This is a genomic window from Micromonospora terminaliae (assembly GCF_009671205.1).
GTDB lineage: Bacteria > Actinomycetota > Actinomycetes > Mycobacteriales > Micromonosporaceae > Micromonospora > Micromonospora terminaliae.
In genome coordinates, this window is the sequence record NZ_CP045309.1 from 3,407,058 (window position 1) to 3,422,801 (window position 15,744).

Sequence of the window (15,744 nt, forward strand, 5' to 3'; positions counted from 1 at the left end):
CTCGGTACGACGCGTTGGACCGCAGCTGACATCACCAACGACTCAGTTCCACAGCGAACCCGGACCCGTTGGCTCGGCCGGCGGCCACCCGCCGGCCGGGGCCGGGCCGCTAGCGCAGGTCGGCGAGGGCCTGCGACAGCCGTGGCCACACGTGGCTGCGCCAGCCGCCGTCGAGCAGGGTGAAGGTGCGCCGCTGCACCGGGTCGTCCGGGTCGAACCCGGCGTGCTCCAGGAACAGCCGGGTGCCCCGCCCCTCGGGCACCAGGGTCCACGTGACGACGGTGTCCAGCGCGCCACCCCGCCAGGCCCAGCGCAGCCGGCGCGGCTCGTCGAACTCCAGCACCTCGCAGTGCACCACGCCGTCGAAGCCCTGACCCGGCCGCGGGGTGGTGCGGAAGGTGAACGAATGCCCCGGAATCGGCCGGAAGTCGTTGGGCATCAACCAGCGGGCCAGGAGATCAGAATCGGTCAGGGCCCGCCAGACCTTGGCCGGCGGGTGGGCCAGGAACTGGTCCACCTCGATCGTCGCCGGCTCACTCATCGGGCAGCCCGTCCAGCACCTCGCGCAGGTCGGCGAGGCGCGCCCGCCAGAACCGCTCGTACGGGCCGAGCCAGTCGGCCACCTCGCGCAGCGGCTCGGGGCGCAGCGCGTAGAAGCGCTGCCGGCCGATCGGCTGCTCGGTCACGAGCCCGGCGTCCTTGAGCACCCGCAGGTGCTCCGACAGGCTGGGCCGGCGCATGTCGAAGTGGTCGGCCAGCTGCTGCACCGGCTGCTCGCCGCGTTCCAGGAGCAGCCGGAGCAGTTCCCGGCGGGTGGGATTGGCCAGCGCCGCGAAGACGTCCGACACGTCAGACCCGGGTGGACTGCAGGACGATGCCGTTGCCGTCGGGGTCGTGGAAGGTGATGTACCGGCCCCACGGCGCGATCTGGATGCCGCCGTCGGGGAGGTCCACGCCCCGCTCCCGCAGCCGGGCGGCGTCGGCGTCGAGGTCGTCGGTCTCCAGCACCAGGCCCTTGAGCGAGCCGGGTGCCATGGTCGGGAACCAGGTGACCAGGGTCAGCGCGGTGGCCGCGCCCTTCGGTGCCACCTGGATCCAGCGGCTGCCGTCCGGCCCCATCGGATTGTCGAAGATCAGGTCGAAGTCGAGGACGTCGAGGTAGAAGTCGCGGGCCCGATCCTGGTCGCTGACGGGGACGGAGACGAGCTGCACGTGGGTCACGGTCATGCCCACCACAATAGGTAGGAGATTTCCTACGGGTCAAGCCGGAAGTGGGCCGGCCGACACCGCCGACCGGCCCACTACCAGGACAGACCGTCAGGCACCCGGGTACGGCTGCCCCTGCGACTGGCCGTACTGGCCCTGGGGGCCCGGCTGGCCGTACTGGCCCTGGGGGCTCGGCTGGCCATAGGGCGCCTGCGGCGCGGGGTGGCCCGGCTGCTGCGGAGCCTGGCCGTAGGGCTGACCCTGCGGAGCCTGGCCGTAGGGCTGGCCCTGCGGGGCCGGCCAACCCTGGCCCGGCTGGCCGGACGCGGACGGGGCGAACTGGCCCGGCTGGGCGGCACCGGCGAACTGGTGCGCCGCGGCCTGCTCGCGGGCCTCCTTGCGGGCCTTCACCGCGCGCACGATCAGCAGGATCGGCAGGATGAAGACGTAGATGAAGATCCGGTACTCATAACCCACGGGAGCGAGGAACATCAGGTAGAAGCCGTAGCCGAAGAAGGCCAGGCCCACGACGACGTTCAGGATCCGAGAGCCCGTGCTCTGCTCCTTGATGGCGATGCCGATGGCGACCATCGCGATTCCGCCCAGAATCAGCAGGAGTTCGTAGACAAGTTCAAACATGTGATTCCTGTCGATCGGTGAAGGTGCCGGCCCACGATAAGGGAGGGCTCAGCGGTCCCGCTGCCCCGTTGCCTGTGGCAACGACCTCACTTGAGCTGCCCGGCGGTGAGGCCGGTCTGGATCTGCCGCTGGAATGCGACGTACACCGCCAGCACCGGCAGGGTGGCGATGGTCAGTCCCGCGAACAGGCCGCTGAAGTCACCCTGGTAGCCCTGGCTGACGGCGAGCGCCGTGAGGCCCTGCGCCAGCACCCACTTGGAGTCGTCGCCCTGCATCAGCACCTGCGGCAGGATGAACTGGTTCCAGTGGCTGAGGAAGTTGAAGATCGCCACGCTGATCAATCCCGGTCGCGCCATCGGCAGCATGACCCGGAAGAAGAGCCCGAAGTGCCCGCAGCCGTCGATGAGCGCCGCCTCGGCGATCGAGGTCGGGAGCGTCCGGAAGAAGGCGGTCAGGAAGAAGACCGTGAAGGGCAGCGAGTAGGCGGCGTAGACCAGGATCAGCCCGGTCCAGGTGCCGAACAGGCCGGCGTTGCGCACCACGAAGAAGAGCGGCACGAGGGCGAGGAAGACCGGGAACATCATCCCGCCGACGAACAGGTAGTAGACAGCCTGCCGGCCCCGGAACTCGTACCGGGCGAAGACGTAGGCCGCGGTGGCGCCGAGCAGCATGGTGAGGGTGAGCGAGCCGGCCACCACGATGCCGCTGTTCAGGAAGTAGCGGCCGATGTGCGCCTCGGTCCAGGCGCGGGACCAGTTCTCCAGCCGCAGCGCTCCCGGCAGCCCCCAGGGGTCGGAGAGGATCTCACCGTCGCTCTTGAACGAGCTCACGAACATCCACAGCAGCGGCAGCGCGGTCAGCGCCGCCCAGAGCAGCAGGAAGCCGTGCGAGAACAGGTTTGCGACGCCCAGGTCGCGGCGCAGCCGCCGGTCCGCGCCGCGGGCGGCGACGGGCTTCTCCGCCTCGGTCGTGGCGGGCCGATTCAGCGTGGTCACGAGTATTCGATCCGATCGCGACGGGCGGTACGCAGCGCCAGCACCGCCACCGACAGGGTCAGGAACAGCATCACCACGCCGATCGCGGAGGCGTACCCGAACTTGCTCTCGCTGCCGAACGCGGTCTCGTACATGCGCAGGCCGATCACGTCGGACGAGAAGTTGGGGCCGCCGTTGGTCATCTGCTGCACGAGGATGAAGCCGTCCAGGGCGGCGATGGCCAGGTAGATCCAGGCGACCTGGACGGTGTCCCAGAGCAGCGGCACGGTGATCCGGCGCAGGGTCGTCCACCGGGACGCGCCGTCGAGCATCACGGCCTCGTAGATGTCGCGCGGTACGGCGGACATGGCGGCGCCGAAGAGCACCACGTAGAAGCCCACGTTGCTCCAGACCATCACCGCCAGCACGGCCCAGAACGCCGTACGCGGATCACCCAGCCAGGTCGGCGCCGGCAGGCCCAGGGCGCGCAACGCGCCGTTGAGCAGGCCGTTGTTGGGGTGGTAGACCTCCTTCCAGAGGAGGGCGATGATCACCACCGAGAGCACCTGCGGGAAGAAGTAGACCATCCGGTAGACGGAGGTGCCCCGGACGCCGGTGACGCCGGCCCGTCCCTTGCGGCCGCCCATGTTGAGCATGGTGGCGAAGAACAGTCCGAGCACGATGGTGAGCACCGGCACCACGGCGAGCATGATGGCGTTGTTCTTGATCGCGTTCCACACCTGGCCGTCGTGCAGCAGCGTCCGGAAGTTGGCCATCCCCACCGAGTCGGCGTGCGCGGAGTAGCCGAGCCAGTTGGTGGTGGAGATCTGGAACGCCTGCAGGTACGGCGACAGCACGAAGATGCCGTAGAGCAGCAGCGGCGGCACCAGGAAGGTGATGATCAGCGGGTACTTGCCGTGTCTCACGAGATGGACCTACTTCCCCAGCGGCGCGACGGTGGGGGCGGACGGGTCCGCCCCCACCGGTCGGATGTTACGCAGCCCGCTTGTACTTCTTGATCGAGCTGTCCTGGGCGATCGTGTCCGCCCCCTTCTGGCACTGGTCGAGGAACTCGGCCGGGGTGCTCCGGCCACTGAAGAACTCGCCGCACGCGGCGTCGACCAGTTCGCGCTCGAGCTTGCGGTAGTAGTTGTTGTAGACCCAGTTGAAGCCGTTGCTGCCGGACGCCTCCAGCGCCTTGACCACGGTGGTCAGACCGAACGGCAGCTCGATTCCGTCGGTCGCGCCGGCCACGACGGTCAGGCTGGAGACCTTCTTCGTGAAGTCCTGCGCGCCCTTCTTGGAGAGCATCGTCCGGAAGTACTCCAGGCCGCCCGCGACGTTCTTCGCCTTCGCCGGCACCATGAACGGCTCGCCCGCGGTGCCCCGGATCGCCTCGAACGGCAGCTTGTCCCCGCTGCCCAGGCTCGGCGTCGGCGCGATGGCCATGTTGAAGCCGGCCGGCGTCACCTTCGCCTGCTCGCTCTCCAGCCAGGAACCGCAGGAGATGAAGGCGGCCTTGCCCTGGCACCAGGCGGTCTGCGACTGGATGTGGTCCAGGCCCGGCGAACCGTCCAGGATGTACTTGTCCTTGACGATCTGGTACCAGGCGTCGGCCGCCGCCTTCATGGCGTCGGACTTCCAGGCGTTCGGCTCGAGGTTGTCGATCGCGACGGCCACCGACGGCCCGCCGAACTTGATCGCGGTGGCGATCAGCGGCCAGCTCATGTAGCGGGGGTGCTTGCCCGCGTACGTCCAGGGGGCGATCCCGGCGGCCTTGATCTGCTTGCAGAGCGCGATGTGCTCGTCCCAGGTCTTCGCGTACTGCCAGTTGCGCTCGGTGAAGGTCTTGGTGGAGTACCAGATGCCGTAGGCGGTGTACGTGTAGTTGAGGACCAGGAACTTCCCGTCGTACGAGCCGACCTCGACCGCGCCGGGAAGGAGGGTGTCCTTCACCGACTTGCCGGGGATGTCCAGGCTGGGCGCGGCCAGCAGGTCGCCCAGGTCGGCGATGGCGTTCTGGCTGACCAGGCCGTTGAAGTCGATCTGGCCGGCGCCGGAGTTGTTGACCACGTCCGGCGGGGTGCCGTCGACGAAGCGCGGCTGGAGGGTCTTGTTGATCTCCTGGGTGGCCGAGTGGTTGATCTTCGCCTTCGGGTACTTCTCCTTGTACATGGCCTCGTGGGCCTTGGCGTACTCCTCGCCGAAGCCGCCGTTGAAGATCACCACCTCGAGCGGGGCGTCCTCCTTGACACCGAGCGGGTTCTGCTCGCTCTTGGTGCCCTTGTAGGCGCCGGAGTCGCCCTTGTCGTCGTCGCCACCAGAGGTGGCGCAGCCGGCGAGCAGGCCGGCGGCGGGGGTGGCCAGCAGACCGGCGGCCGCGGTCCGCCGGAGGATCTCACGCCTGTTCATCGCATCTCCTCGGTTCGGGTAAACATCGAGGCTCGGGGAGGCCAGCTGTCGCTTGTCTTCACTTAACTTGATGTTGCTGAAGAATTTCTACGGCAGCGCGGCCCGGACCACAAGACCTCAGGACCGAACCGTTATCCGTACCGGTCGGTCGCGGCTGGCATAGCCTGGGCCCATGCGCCGCCTGCGGCAGCTCGCCGAGCGCACGCCGGCCACTCGGGAGCGCTACGTCGACCTGCTCCGGGCGCTCGCCATCACCATGGTCGTGCTCGGCCACTGGGGCGTGACCGTCATCGGGTACGACCGGGCCGGCCGCCCCGCCGGCCACTCCGCCCTCGGTGACCTCCCGTGGGCCTGGCCGCTGACCTGGGTGGCCCAGGTGATCCCGGTGTTCTTCCTGGTCGGCGGCTATGCCAACGCCGCGTCGCTGACCGCCCGCCGGAGCCGGCTGCGACAACTCCAGCTCGGCGCGTCTGACGCCGCGCCGCGACCTGGAGCCGTCGGTGGCACCCCCACCGGGTGGCTGGTCGACCGCAGCGCCCGGCTGGCCCGGCCCACCACCGCGCTGCTGGTGGTGCTGGCCGCCGGCGCCGCCGTGGCCACGCTGCTCGGCGCCGACCCGGTGGAGGTCCGCACCGTGGTCTGGTTCGCCACCATCCCGCTGTGGTTCCTGGTGGCCTACCTGATCGTGGTGCCGCTGACCCCGCCCATGTACGCGCTGCACCGCCGCTTCGGCCTCGCCGTGCCCGTGGTGCTGGTGGGCCTCGTGGCGCTCGGCGACCTGGGCCGGATCTTGGGCCCGGCGGGGCTCGCCACGGGCAACTACGTGTTCGGCTGGCTGGCCGTCCACCAGCTCGGTTTCGCCTGGTACGACAGCCGCACCAAGGGCGACGCGCCCGAGCCGCGTGGCCTGCGACGGCGCCGGCTGCCGCTGTCCCGTACCGCCGGGACGGCCCTGCTCACCGGCGGGCTGGTCGCGGTGGTGCTGCTGACGGTGGTCGGGCCGTACCCGGTGGCGATGCTCAACGTGCCGGGCGAGCGCCTGGACAACGCGGCGCCGCCGAGCCTCGCGCTGCTGGCCGTGGCCGCCGCCCAGCTCGGGCTGATCCTGCTGCTGCGGGAGCCGGCCGGCCGCTGGCTGCGCCGGTCCGGCCCCTGGCAGGCGACGATCGCGGTCAACGCCGTGGTGCTCACCGTCTTCCTCTGGCACCTCACGGCCGCGGTGCTGCTGGTCGGGCTTCTCGACGCGCTCGGCGCGCTGCCCACTCCCCCCGTCGGCTCGGCCGCCTGGTGGGGCTGGCGGGTCCCCTGGCTGCTCGCCCTCGCCGTGGTGCTGGCCGCGCTGGTCGCCGTGTTCGGCCCGATCGAGGCCCGCACCCGGCGCCCGTCCGCGACCGGCCCGGCCGGGGAGGGCGCCCGCCGGCTGCGCACCGCGCTGGCCGTCCTCGGGTACGCGGGGCTCGTCGCCGGGCTGCTGCTGAACAGCCTCACCCGCAAGGCCGCGCCCGAACCGCTGGGGCTGCCCGCCCCGGCGCTGGTGGCGTACCTGGCCGGGGCGGGCGTGCTGCGGCTGCTCAGGTCTGGGTGGGGAAGCCGAGGTTGACCCCGCCGTGGCGCGGGTCGAGCCAGCGGCTGGTGACCACCTTGCCCCGGGTGAAGAAGGCGACCCCGTCCGCGCCGTGCGCGTGCAGGTCGCCGAAGAGGGAGGCCTTCCAGCCGCCGAAGGAGTAGTAGGCCATCGGCACCGGGATCGGCACGTTGACGCCGATCATGCCGACCTCCACCTCGTGCTGGTAGCGCCGCGCGGCGCCGCCGTCGTTGGTGAAGATCGCCGTGCCGTTGCCGTACGGGTTGGCGTTGACCAGCTCGACCGCCTCGTCGTACGACCCGACCCGGACCACGCTGAGCACCGGGCCGAAGATCTCGTCCGTGTAGATCGACATCTCCGGCGTGACGTGGTCGAAGAGGGTCGGGCCGAGCCAGAACCCGTCGGCGTCCCCGTCCGGGGTCACCTCGCGACCGTCCACCACCGGCACGGCGCCGGCCGCGATCCCGGACTCCACGTAGGAGCGGACCCGCTCGGCGTGCGCGGCGGTGACCAGCGGGCCCATGTCGCAGCCGCGCCGGCCGTCCCCGGTGCGCAGCCGGCCCATCCGGTCGGCGATCCGGGCGACCAGGGCGTCGGCCACCGGCTCGACCGCGACCAGCGCGGAGATCGCCATGCACCGCTCCCCCGCCGAGCCGAAGCCGGCGTTGACCGCCGCGTCGGCAGCCAGGTCCAGGTCGGCGTCGGGGAGCACCACCATGTGGTTCTTCGCCCCGCCGAGCGCCTGCACCCGCTTGCCGGCCAGCGAGCCGCGCTGGTGCACGTACCGGGCCACCGGGGTGGAACCGACGAACGACACCGCCCGGACGCCGGGGTGGTCGAGCAGCGCGTCGACGGCCTCCTTGTCGCCGTTGACCACGTTGAGCACGCCGTCCGGCAGCCCGGCCTCGGTGAACCACTCGGCGAGCAGCAGCGCGGCGCTCGGGTCCTTCTCGCTGGGCTTGAGCACCACGGCGTTGCCGCAGGCGATCGCGACCGGGACGAACCAGAGCGGCACCATCACCGGGAAGTTGAACGGGGAGATCACCGCCACCACACCCAGCGGCTGCCGCAGGCTGTACGAGTCGACCTCGGTGGAGACGTTCTCGCTGAACCCGCCGCGCAGCGCCGAGGGGATGCCGCAGGCGTACTCGATGACCTCCAGGCCGCGCTGCACCTCGCCGGCGGCGTCCGCGAGCACCTTGCCGTGCTCGGCCGTGATCACCTCGGCGAGCCGGTCGCGGCGGGCGTTGACCAGCTCGCGGAAGGCGAACATGACGGCGGTCCGCCTGGCCAGCGAAGCATCCCGCCAGGACCGGGCGGCCCGCTCGGCGGCCTCGACGGCACCCGCCACGTCGGCGGCGGAGGCCAGCGCCACCTGCCCGGTACGCCGCCCGGTCGCCGGGTCGAAGACGTCGCCGCGCCGGTCGGAGTCCCCGCTGATCCGCTTCCCGTCGACGAAGTGCCCGATGGTGGTCATGCGATCACCTCCGCGGCGGCGACGGAGGAGCGGATGGCCTCGACCAGGATGGCCAGGCCCTCGCGCGCCTCGTCCTCGGTGAGGGTCAGCGGCGGTCCCATCCGCACCACGTTGCCGAGCAGGCCGCCCTTGCCGACCAGGAGGCCACCCTCCCGGCAGGCCTCGAAGACCCGGGCGGTGAGCGCCGGGTCGGGCTCGGTGGTGCCCGGCCGGACGAACTCGACGCCCAGCATGAGGCCCTTGCCGCGGACCTCGGCGACGGAGTCGAGGTCGGCGGTGGCGGCGCGAAGGCCGTCGCCGAGGATCGCGCCGACCCGCGCGGCGTTGGCCTGGAGGTCGTGGTCGAGCAGGTAGTCGAGGACGGCGTTGCCGGCCGCCGTGGAGACCGGGTTGCCGCCGAAGGTGGAGAAGCTGATGGCCGGCACGGACTCCAGGATCTCGGCCCGGCCGACGACGCCGGCCAGGGCGAAGCCGTTGCCGATGCCCTTGGCGAAGGTGAGCAGGTCCGGGGTGACGCCGTGCGCCTCGTAGCCCCAGAAGTGCTCGCCGGTGCGGCCCCAGCCGGTCTGCACCTCGTCGGAGACCAGCAGGATGCCGTGCTCGTCGAGCACCTTCTTCCAGGCGGCGAAGAGCCCGTCCGGGCCGTGCACGAAGCCCCCGACGCCCTGGATCGGCTCGGCGATCAGGCAGGCCACGTCCCCGGCGGTCTGGGTGGCGAGCACCTCGCGCAGGTCCTCCACGGCGGCGTCGATCCGGTCGCTCTCGTCGAGCCGGGCCAGCAGGCCGCGCAGCCGCTCACCGGAGTGCAGCCAGGCCACCTGGAGCGGGTTGAGCGCACTGGCCGACCAGCCCCGGTTGCCGGTGACCCCCATGGCCGCGTACGACCGGCCGTGGTAGCTGTTGCGCACCGCGAGGACCTGGTGCGAGCGGCGGTGGTTGGTGGCGACCAGCAGGGCCGCCTCGTTGGCCTCGGTGCCGGAGTTGGTGAAGAAGACCCGGGCGTCGGGGATGCCGGAGACCCGGGCGATCTTCTCGGCCAGCTCGACCTGCTGCCGGATCAGGTAGAGCGTCGAGCTGTGCACGATGCCGGTGCGCACCTGCCGTTCGACCGCCTCCCGGATCTCCGGGATGTCGTAACCGATCATGTTGGTCAGCACGCCGCCGAAGAAGTCCAGGTAGGTCCGTCCGGCCGCGTCGGTGACCCGGCGGCCGGAGCCGGAGACCAGTTCGAGCGGTTCGGCGTAGTAGAGCGGCATCCAGGACGGGAGCACGGCCCGGTGCCGGGCCAGCAGGTCGTCGGAGGTCATCGGCGCACCCTTCAGCGGCGGTTGGTCCCCGCACGCTCTCATCACCGGCGAGGCAGGGACAACTGTCACTGTGTAGCGCAGCGGGGCCGTCCGCCTGACACCACGTCAACCGCCCTGTTGCGGTTTCGGAGCGAAATCCCACGATCCACAACGGCCGGTCGGCGCCCGCCGGCCGCCGGTAGCATCCGCCGGGTGCGGACGACGGAGGTGGCGCTGCCGACCGGCGCGGCGGGAACGACCCGGGTGGCCCTCGCGGCGGGGATCGACGCCTGGGTGGGCTCGCCCCCGATGCGGGCCCTCGTGGGGCACTTCGGCGGCGACTGGCCGGCCGGTGACCTGAGCACGGTGCTGGCCGGCCTGGACGACTTCTCCGCCCGGCACTGGGACTTCCGCGCCGGGCGGGAACGCCCCGACGCCCGGGAGCCCGCGTTCGACCCGGCCACGGTCGGGCTGGTGCACGACGCGGCGGCGGCGCTGGGCCTGGTCCGGCCGCTCCCGCCCACCCTCCCCCGGTACGCGCACCTGCTGGTCCTCGGCGGCCTGGCGCACGCCTGCGTGCGGCGTACCGCGTACGCCGCGCATCTGGCCCGCACGGTCGCCGGGGTGACCGGCGAGGTGGCGGTGCTGGGCAGTTTCCGGCCTCTCTCTCCCGTCGAGTCGCGGCTGCTCGCCGACGCGGGTGTGCACGGGTGCGCCACCGAGGTCGACGCCCTGGACGCCGGGGTGCGTCTGGCCTTCGGGGTGGCCGCGCCGAGCGAGGAGATCGGCGAGACCGCGGACCACCCGCACCGGGCCTGGTCGGCGCGCACCTACCGGCCGGCGGGGCTGCCCCCGGTCCGGGTGCTCGCCGCGCCCTCCGGCGAGCCGGACCGCCGCCGGGCGCACACGGCCGACACCCAGCGGTTCTGGGCCGAGCACGTCCGGCTGCGCGACGGCGACCCGGTGCTCATGGTGACGGCGCCGATCTACGTGCCGTTCCAGCACTGCGACGCGCTGCGCACGCTCGCCGTGCCGTTCGGCTGCGGCATCGACACGGTCGGCGTCGACCCGGCACTGGCCGCGCCGGTCCCGGTACCCGAGCCGACCCTCACCCCGGGGCGCTACCTCCAGGAGATCCGCTCGGCGGTCCGGTCGATGCGCGCCCTGCACGCGACCCTGCTGGCCGGCTGACCGGGCGGCGCCGGGCGACCGGCGCTGAGTCAGCGGGCCGTGTCGGCCACCGCCTGCGCGAAGACCTCGGAGCGGTGCTCGAAGTTGCGGAACCGGCCGTAGCTGGGCGCGGCCGGGGAGAGCAGCACCACCCCGCCGGCCGGGGTCAGCTTGCGGGCCAGCCCCACCGCGGCGACCAGGTCCTCGGCGCTCTCGGTCCGCACCGCGGGCAGCCCGGCCAGGGCCTCGACGATGCGGGGGCCGCTGTCCGGGATGCCGATCACGGTGATGTCCCGCTCGGCCAGGTGCTCCCGCAGCGGGGTGTAGTCCAGCCCCCGGTCGGTCCCGCCGACGATGACGGTCAACGGCCGCCCCTCGTACGCGTCGATCGCGTGCATCGCCGCGTACGGGCTCGTGGCCAGGGTGTCGTCGACGAAGGTGAGCCCGGACGGGTCGGGGATCTCGGTGAGCCGGTGGGCGAGGCCCTGGAACTCCGCGACCGCGACGGCGAGGCTGTCCTTGCGGGCCACCACGTCGACGCCGAGCGCGTCGAGCACGGCGAGGGCGACGCAGAGGTTGCCCTCGTTGTGCCGGCCGACCAGGGGCAGCACGGCGCGCGGGAAGAGCGGCGTGTCCCGCAGGTGGAACCAGGGGGTGCCGTCCGGGCCGTTCGCCACGTGGGTGGTGTCCGGCGAGCCGGCGCGGACCGCGGCCCGGTCGCCCAGTTCGAGCGCCAGGCGCGGGTCGGCGCCGTTGACCACCACGGTGTGCGGGCCGTGTGCCAGCAGGTTGAGCTTGTCCCGGTAGTACTCCCGCTCGCCGCCGTGCGCGTCGAGGTGCTCGGGGAACAGCGCGGTCACCACGGCCACCCGGGGCGAGTCGGCCAGGTCCGCGCACTGGTAGCTGGAGAGCTCCAGCACGTACAGCTCCGCCTCGGGCAGGTCGAGCAGCGGCACGCCGATGTTGCCGCCGAAGACGTTCGGCCGGTCCATGGCGGTGAGCAGGTGGCTGATGAGGCTGGAGGTGGTGCTCTTGCCCTTGCTGCCGGTCACCCCGATGGTCCGGTCCGCGTGGTCCGCCATCCAGAGCGCGCTGCCCTGGGTCACCGGGACGGCCCGGCGGCGCAGCTCCAGCATCCACGGGTGGGTGTTCGGCACCCCCGGCGAGCGGACCACGACGTCGGCGGCGGCCAGCCGGGCGAAGCCGTCCTCCCCGGTCACCAGCGGGGCGGCCGCGGCGAGCGGGCCCTCCCAGGGCAGGGTGAGGAAGTTCGCGCTGTCGTCGACGGCCACGAGGTCGGCCGGGCCGTGCGCGGCGATCGCGGTCACCGCGGCCCGGCCCTCCCGGCCGGCGCCCCAGACGGCAACATGACGTCCGCGCAGATCAGACAGGCGCACAGGCTCTCCTCGTTGACATCCTCCCCCTCATGAAGGATGAGGGCGATTGCAGCCTATACAGGCTGAGATTCACGGGCGTTCGAATGGCCGGCGGCCGCTGTTGCCAGTCCCGGCACCGGCCGTTCGTCAGGGGCAGGGATTTCCGCCCCATCCTGCCGCGACGCTGACTGTCGTGTCGTAGGTGGCAGGCATGCTGTGGGGCTGTGGGGAGGTTTACCGCGTTCCGGTTCACAGCTGACCCATCACCGTCGCAGGTGGTGGTGTTGGTCCGTCATACGGGGGCGGCTCGGTTCGCGTTCAACCAGTGCCTGGCTCTGGTGAAGGACGCCCTGGATGCGAAGCACCGGGGCGGGTCGGTGGTGGTGCCGTGGTCGGGTTTCGACCTGATCAACGCGTTCAACTCGTGGAAGGTCTCGGCACAGGCGGGCCGCCGCTTTGTAGTCGACTCGGCCGGTTCGGCCGAGATCGCGGCGACGGGATTGTCGTGGCGCGCCCAGGTGTGTCAGCAGGTGTGTGAGGAAGCCGCTGTCGACCTGGGCCGCGCCCTGGCCGCCTGGGCCGACTCGCGACGGGGAAAGCGGCCAGGTCGCGGGGTGGGGTTCCCGAGATTCAAACGCAAGAGCCGCACCCAGCCGTCGTTCCGGATCCGCTGCAAAACCAAGGCGGGTCGGGTGAGCATCCGGGTGGGGGATCCGACGGCGGGCCCTCGGAGTATCTGTCTGCCGAGGATCGGAGTCCTGAGGGTACGGGAGGACACCCGCCGACTACGGCGGATGATTCGCATGGGCCGAGCCCACATCCGGTATGCCACCGTCTCCTGCCGGTCCGGCCGATGGACCGTCACCGTGACAGTGGAGGCGGCCGACCTGCATCCCGCCCGGCAGCACCCGCCACGCCCCGACTCTGACGGCAGTGGTTGGGTAGGCATCGACCGCGGCCTCACTGCCCTCGTGGTGGCCGCCGACACCACCGGCCGACAGCGGCTGCGCGTCACTGATCCACCGCGCCCGCTGCGGGCCGCCCTGCCTCGGCTACGGCGGCTATCCCGCCAGGTCACCCGCAAACAGCGCGGCTCGCGCAATCGGGCCGAGGCTGTCACCCGGCTGGCTCGTGCCCACCATCGTGTCGCGCATGTGCGTCGCCACTTTCTGCACAAGGTCGCCAACCAGCTGGTCAAGACACACGACCGGCTGGCTCTGGAAGACCTGTACACCGCCGGTCTGCTGCGCAACCGGCGTCTGGCCGCCGCCATCTCCGATGCGGGTTGGGCTGAACTGGCCCGCATCATCGGCTACAAACAACGTTGGCGGGGCGGGCAGGTCACCCGGGCACCCCGCTGGTACCCGTCCACCAGAATGTGCAGCGCCTGCCGCATCATCGGCCCCGCCCTACCCCTGTCCGTACGCGTCCTCCGCTGCGACGAGTGCGGGCATACGGCGGACCGGGACGTCAACGCAGCGGTCAACCTCGCCGTCTGGGCCGAGCAACACCACGCCCAGACCCGGGACCCCGAAGCACGAGGCCCGGTCACCAACGCCTCCCGAAGGACCGGCTCTGGCCAGCGCCCAAGCGCCGGTGCGACCAGCCCTGACGACGGAGGAACCCCACCGCCACGGACACCCGTGACGGCAGGGACGCCCGAGAAGGGCGGTGTCTCATGACCCAACGGACTTTTGAGACACGCTGTAGTATGGCGTGTGCCCAACGAGCAGCTGCGGCGGATGGACGCCTTCACCTTCCCGTCCTACTCGATCGACTTCGCCACCGGCGAGGTGTTGTTCGACTACGCCCTGACCGGCCCCGACGGCGAGCAGCGGTTCACCGAGGTGGTCACGCTGCCCCTGCCGGCGGAGCCGGTGTCCGACGAGACCGCGGCCACCCTCGCCCGGGTCCTCGAACTGCTGCACGTGGTCGCCGGTGTCAGCTACTACAAGACCGCCGCGCCGCGCCGGCTCGTGCTGCCGGCGCCGCTGGGCGCGGCCGCCGCCGACCTCGTCACCGCCGTCTACACCAAGGGCCTCGCCGAGTACGCGTACCGCAACCAGCTCCCGCACGTGTTGGAGCTGCGGCCGGAGGTGCCGTCCGGTTCGGTGGAGGCGGCCACGCCGCTGGACAACTCCGACCGGCGCCCGCTGTCGGCCGTCGGCGGCGGCAAGGACTCGATCGTCACGCTGGAGGCGCTGCGCCGGGCCGGCTTCGACCCGGTGCCGTTCTCGGTCAACCCGAACCACGTCATCGTCTCGGTCAACGAGGCGTCCGACCTGGTGCCGCTCGCCGCCCGCCGGCGGATCGACCCGGTGCTGTTCGACCTCAACGCGGCCGGCGCGCTGAACGGGCACATCCCGGTCACCGCGATCAACTCGCTGATCGCGGTCGCCACGGCCGTGCTGCACGGGCTCGGGCCGGTGGTGATGTCCAACGAGCGCTCGGCGTCCGACCCCAACCTGGTCTGGCAGGGCCACGAGATCAACCACCAGTGGTCCAAGGGCGTCGAGGCGGAGGGGCTGCTGCGCGCCGCGCTGGCCGAGCACGCCGGGCTCACCGAGCCGTACTTCTCGCTGCTGCGCTCGCTGTCCGAGCTGCACATCGCCCGGCTCTTCGCCGATACCGACCGGTACGACGCCGTGGTGACCAGTTGCAACGCCGCGTTCAAGCTGCGCGACGCGAGCGAGCGCTGGTGCCGGGACTGCCCGAAGTGCCGGTTCGTCTTCCTGGCCATGGCCCCGTTCATGTCCCGGGAGCGGATCACCGGGATCTTCGGCGGGGACCTGCTGGCCGACGAGTCGCAGATCCCCGGCTACCGGGAGCTGCTCGGCGTCGACGGGCACAAGCCGTTCGAGTGCGTCGGCGAGGTGGAGGAGTCGGTGGTCGCGCTGAGCCTGCTCGCCGAGCAGGAGCAGTGGCGCGACGCCCCGGTGGTCCGCGCCCTGGTCGACGCGGTGCCGCCGACGGCCTGGTCGACCGCCGCCACCTCCGACGTCTTCACCCCCGGCGGCCCCAACTACGTCCCGGCCCCCTACGCCAAGGCCCTCACGGCCCTGACCTGACCGCCGGGAGCCGTCAGGGCGTGCGGACGGCGTCCAGGGCCAGCAGGGCCACGTGCAGCGACAGGCACTGCTCCACCGAGTCGAGGTCGACGTCGAGGATGCGGCCGATGCGGGCCAGCCGCTCGTAGAAGGCCGGCCTCGAGAGGTGGGCGGCGGCGGCCGCCGCGGACTTGTTGCGGCCCTGCTCCAGGTACGCCCGCAGCGTCCCGAGTAGTTGCTCCCTCGGGTGCTGCGCGTCGTACGCCAGCAGCCCGCCGAGTTCCCGCTCGACGAAGGTCTGCAGGCGCGGCTCGTCCCGCAGCAGATGCAGCAGGCCGGCCAGCCCGACGTGCGGCAGCCGGAAGTAGGGCAGGTCGCGCCGGTCCCGGCGGGCCGCCTCGGCGATCTGCCGCGCCTCCACGAGCGACCGGCGCGCCTCCCGCAGGCTGCCCACCCCGGAACCGGCCGCCACGATCACGGCCGGCCCGGCCGGGCGCGGGCGGGACGCCGGATCCGCGGCGCGCACGGCGCCGACCGCCGCCGTCCGGGCGGCCGGGTCGGCGGGGCGGGCC

The 15,744-nt window shown here is 72.0% G+C and carries 14 protein-coding genes and 1 pseudogene; 4 read left to right on the forward strand and 11 right to left on the reverse strand.

The genetic code is table 11. The annotated features are described in order from the left end of the window. Positions 1-109: 109 nt before the first annotated feature. The 7 genes from GCE86_RS15395 to ngcE form a co-directional block, all read right to left on the reverse strand. Positions 110-541, reverse strand: coding sequence for an SRPBCC family protein (locus tag GCE86_RS15395; RefSeq protein WP_154227615.1), 432 nt, complete (start codon positions 539-541; stop codon positions 110-112). Then, positions 534-848 carry an ArsR/SmtB family transcription factor gene (locus GCE86_RS15400; RefSeq protein WP_154227616.1) on the reverse strand — a complete coding sequence of 105 codons (315 nt, stop codon included), beginning with the start codon at positions 846-848 and terminating at the stop codon, positions 534-536. Before GCE86_RS15400 ends, GCE86_RS15395 begins: the two co-directional genes overlap by 8 nt. Before the next feature lies 1 nt (position 849). Beyond that, positions 850-1,227 carry a VOC family protein gene (locus tag GCE86_RS15405; protein ID WP_154227617.1) on the reverse strand — a complete coding sequence of 126 codons (378 nt, stop codon included), beginning with the start codon at positions 1,225-1,227 and terminating at the stop codon, positions 850-852. 90 nt (positions 1,228-1,317) lie between these two features. Further along, on the reverse strand, positions 1,318-1,845 hold the full coding sequence (locus GCE86_RS15410; RefSeq protein WP_154227618.1) for a hypothetical protein: 528 nt from the start codon (positions 1,843-1,845) through the stop codon (positions 1,318-1,320). A gap of 86 nt (positions 1,846-1,931) precedes the next feature. Then, positions 1,932-2,840: a carbohydrate ABC transporter permease gene (locus tag GCE86_RS15415; RefSeq protein WP_244316991.1), complete on the reverse strand. Its 909-nt coding sequence runs from the start codon at positions 2,838-2,840 to the stop codon at positions 1,932-1,934. Continuing rightward, positions 2,837-3,745, reverse strand: a complete 909-nt coding sequence (locus GCE86_RS15420) for a carbohydrate ABC transporter permease (protein ID WP_154227619.1) — start codon at positions 3,743-3,745, stop codon at positions 2,837-2,839. Before GCE86_RS15420 ends, GCE86_RS15415 begins: the two co-directional genes overlap by 4 nt. Positions 3,746-3,812: 67 nt before the next feature. Further along, positions 3,813-5,231, reverse strand: coding sequence for an N-acetylglucosamine/diacetylchitobiose ABC transporter substrate-binding protein (gene ngcE / locus GCE86_RS15425; protein WP_154227620.1), 1,419 nt, complete (start codon positions 5,229-5,231; stop codon positions 3,813-3,815). A 172-nt stretch (positions 5,232-5,403) separates the two neighbouring features. Here ngcE and GCE86_RS15430 point away from each other — a divergent pair, with 172 nt between their 5' ends. Continuing rightward, the gene (locus GCE86_RS15430) at positions 5,404-6,831 is read left to right on the forward strand and encodes an acyltransferase family protein (protein ID WP_154227621.1); all 1,428 of its coding nucleotides are present in this window, start codon (positions 5,404-5,406) and stop codon (positions 6,829-6,831) included. Here GCE86_RS15430 and GCE86_RS15435 read toward each other — a convergent pair. Continuing rightward, the gene (locus GCE86_RS15435) at positions 6,803-8,293 is read right to left on the reverse strand and encodes a CoA-acylating methylmalonate-semialdehyde dehydrogenase (RefSeq protein ID WP_154227622.1); all 1,491 of its coding nucleotides are present in this window, start codon (positions 8,291-8,293) and stop codon (positions 6,803-6,805) included. The two genes, GCE86_RS15430 and GCE86_RS15435, sit on opposite strands and share 29 nt — an antisense overlap. Further along, positions 8,290-9,600 carry an aspartate aminotransferase family protein gene (locus tag GCE86_RS15440; RefSeq protein ID WP_154227623.1) on the reverse strand — a complete coding sequence of 437 codons (1,311 nt, stop codon included), beginning with the start codon at positions 9,598-9,600 and terminating at the stop codon, positions 8,290-8,292. The genes GCE86_RS15435 and GCE86_RS15440 overlap by 4 nt, the downstream gene beginning before the upstream one ends. Positions 9,601-9,792: 192 nt before the next feature. Between GCE86_RS15440 and GCE86_RS15445 the strand changes: the two genes are divergently transcribed. After that, positions 9,793-10,770, forward strand: a complete 978-nt coding sequence (locus GCE86_RS15445; protein WP_244316992.1) for a hypothetical protein — start codon at positions 9,793-9,795, stop codon at positions 10,768-10,770. Between the two features lie 29 nt (positions 10,771-10,799). On the opposite strand, the gene murD is transcribed toward GCE86_RS15445, so the two are convergent. Further along, the gene (gene murD / locus GCE86_RS15450) at positions 10,800-12,146 is read right to left on the reverse strand and encodes a UDP-N-acetylmuramoyl-L-alanine--D-glutamate ligase (protein WP_154227624.1); all 1,347 of its coding nucleotides are present in this window, start codon (positions 12,144-12,146) and stop codon (positions 10,800-10,802) included. Between the two features lie 254 nt (positions 12,147-12,400). Between murD and GCE86_RS15455 the strand changes: the two genes are divergently transcribed. Together GCE86_RS15455 and GCE86_RS15460 are read left to right on the forward strand one after the other, a co-directional pair. Continuing rightward, entirely contained in the window at positions 12,401-13,807 is a 1,407-nt protein-coding gene (locus GCE86_RS15455; RefSeq protein ID WP_154227625.1) for an RNA-guided endonuclease TnpB family protein, read from the forward strand. A gap of 36 nt (positions 13,808-13,843) precedes the next feature. Beyond that, positions 13,844-15,193 (forward strand): MurL-like N-terminal domain-containing, encoded by a 1,350-nt coding sequence (locus GCE86_RS15460; protein WP_154227626.1) that lies wholly within the window; start codon positions 13,844-13,846, stop codon positions 15,191-15,193. A gap of 13 nt (positions 15,194-15,206) precedes the next feature. On the opposite strand, the pseudogene GCE86_RS32665 reads toward GCE86_RS15460, so the two are convergent. Next, a pseudogene (locus tag GCE86_RS32665) lies at positions 15,207-15,674 on the reverse strand (PucR family transcriptional regulator); the annotation flags it as partial. Positions 15,675-15,744 lie beyond the last annotated feature (70 nt).

Excerpts from the sequence above, each read along its gene's own strand:
- GCE86_RS15395 (WP_154227615.1), bottom strand. The coding sequence starts at position 541 with ATGAGTGAGCCGGCGACGATCGAGGTGGACCAGTTCCTGGCCCACCCG.
- GCE86_RS15405 (WP_154227617.1), bottom strand. The coding sequence starts at position 1,227 with ATGACCGTGACCCACGTGCAGCTCGTCTCCGTCCCCGTCAGCGACCAG.
- GCE86_RS15410 (WP_154227618.1), bottom strand. The coding sequence starts at position 1,845 with ATGTTTGAACTTGTCTACGAACTCCTGCTGATTCTGGGCGGAATCGCG.
- ngcE (WP_154227620.1), bottom strand. The coding sequence starts at position 5,231 with ATGAACAGGCGTGAGATCCTCCGGCGGACCGCGGCCGCCGGTCTGCTG.
- GCE86_RS15430 (WP_154227621.1), top strand. The coding sequence starts at position 5,404 with ATGCGCCGCCTGCGGCAGCTCGCCGAGCGCACGCCGGCCACTCGGGAG.
- GCE86_RS15435 (WP_154227622.1), bottom strand. The coding sequence starts at position 8,293 with ATGACCACCATCGGGCACTTCGTCGACGGGAAGCGGATCAGCGGGGAC.
- GCE86_RS15440 (WP_154227623.1), bottom strand. The coding sequence starts at position 9,600 with ATGACCTCCGACGACCTGCTGGCCCGGCACCGGGCCGTGCTCCCGTCC.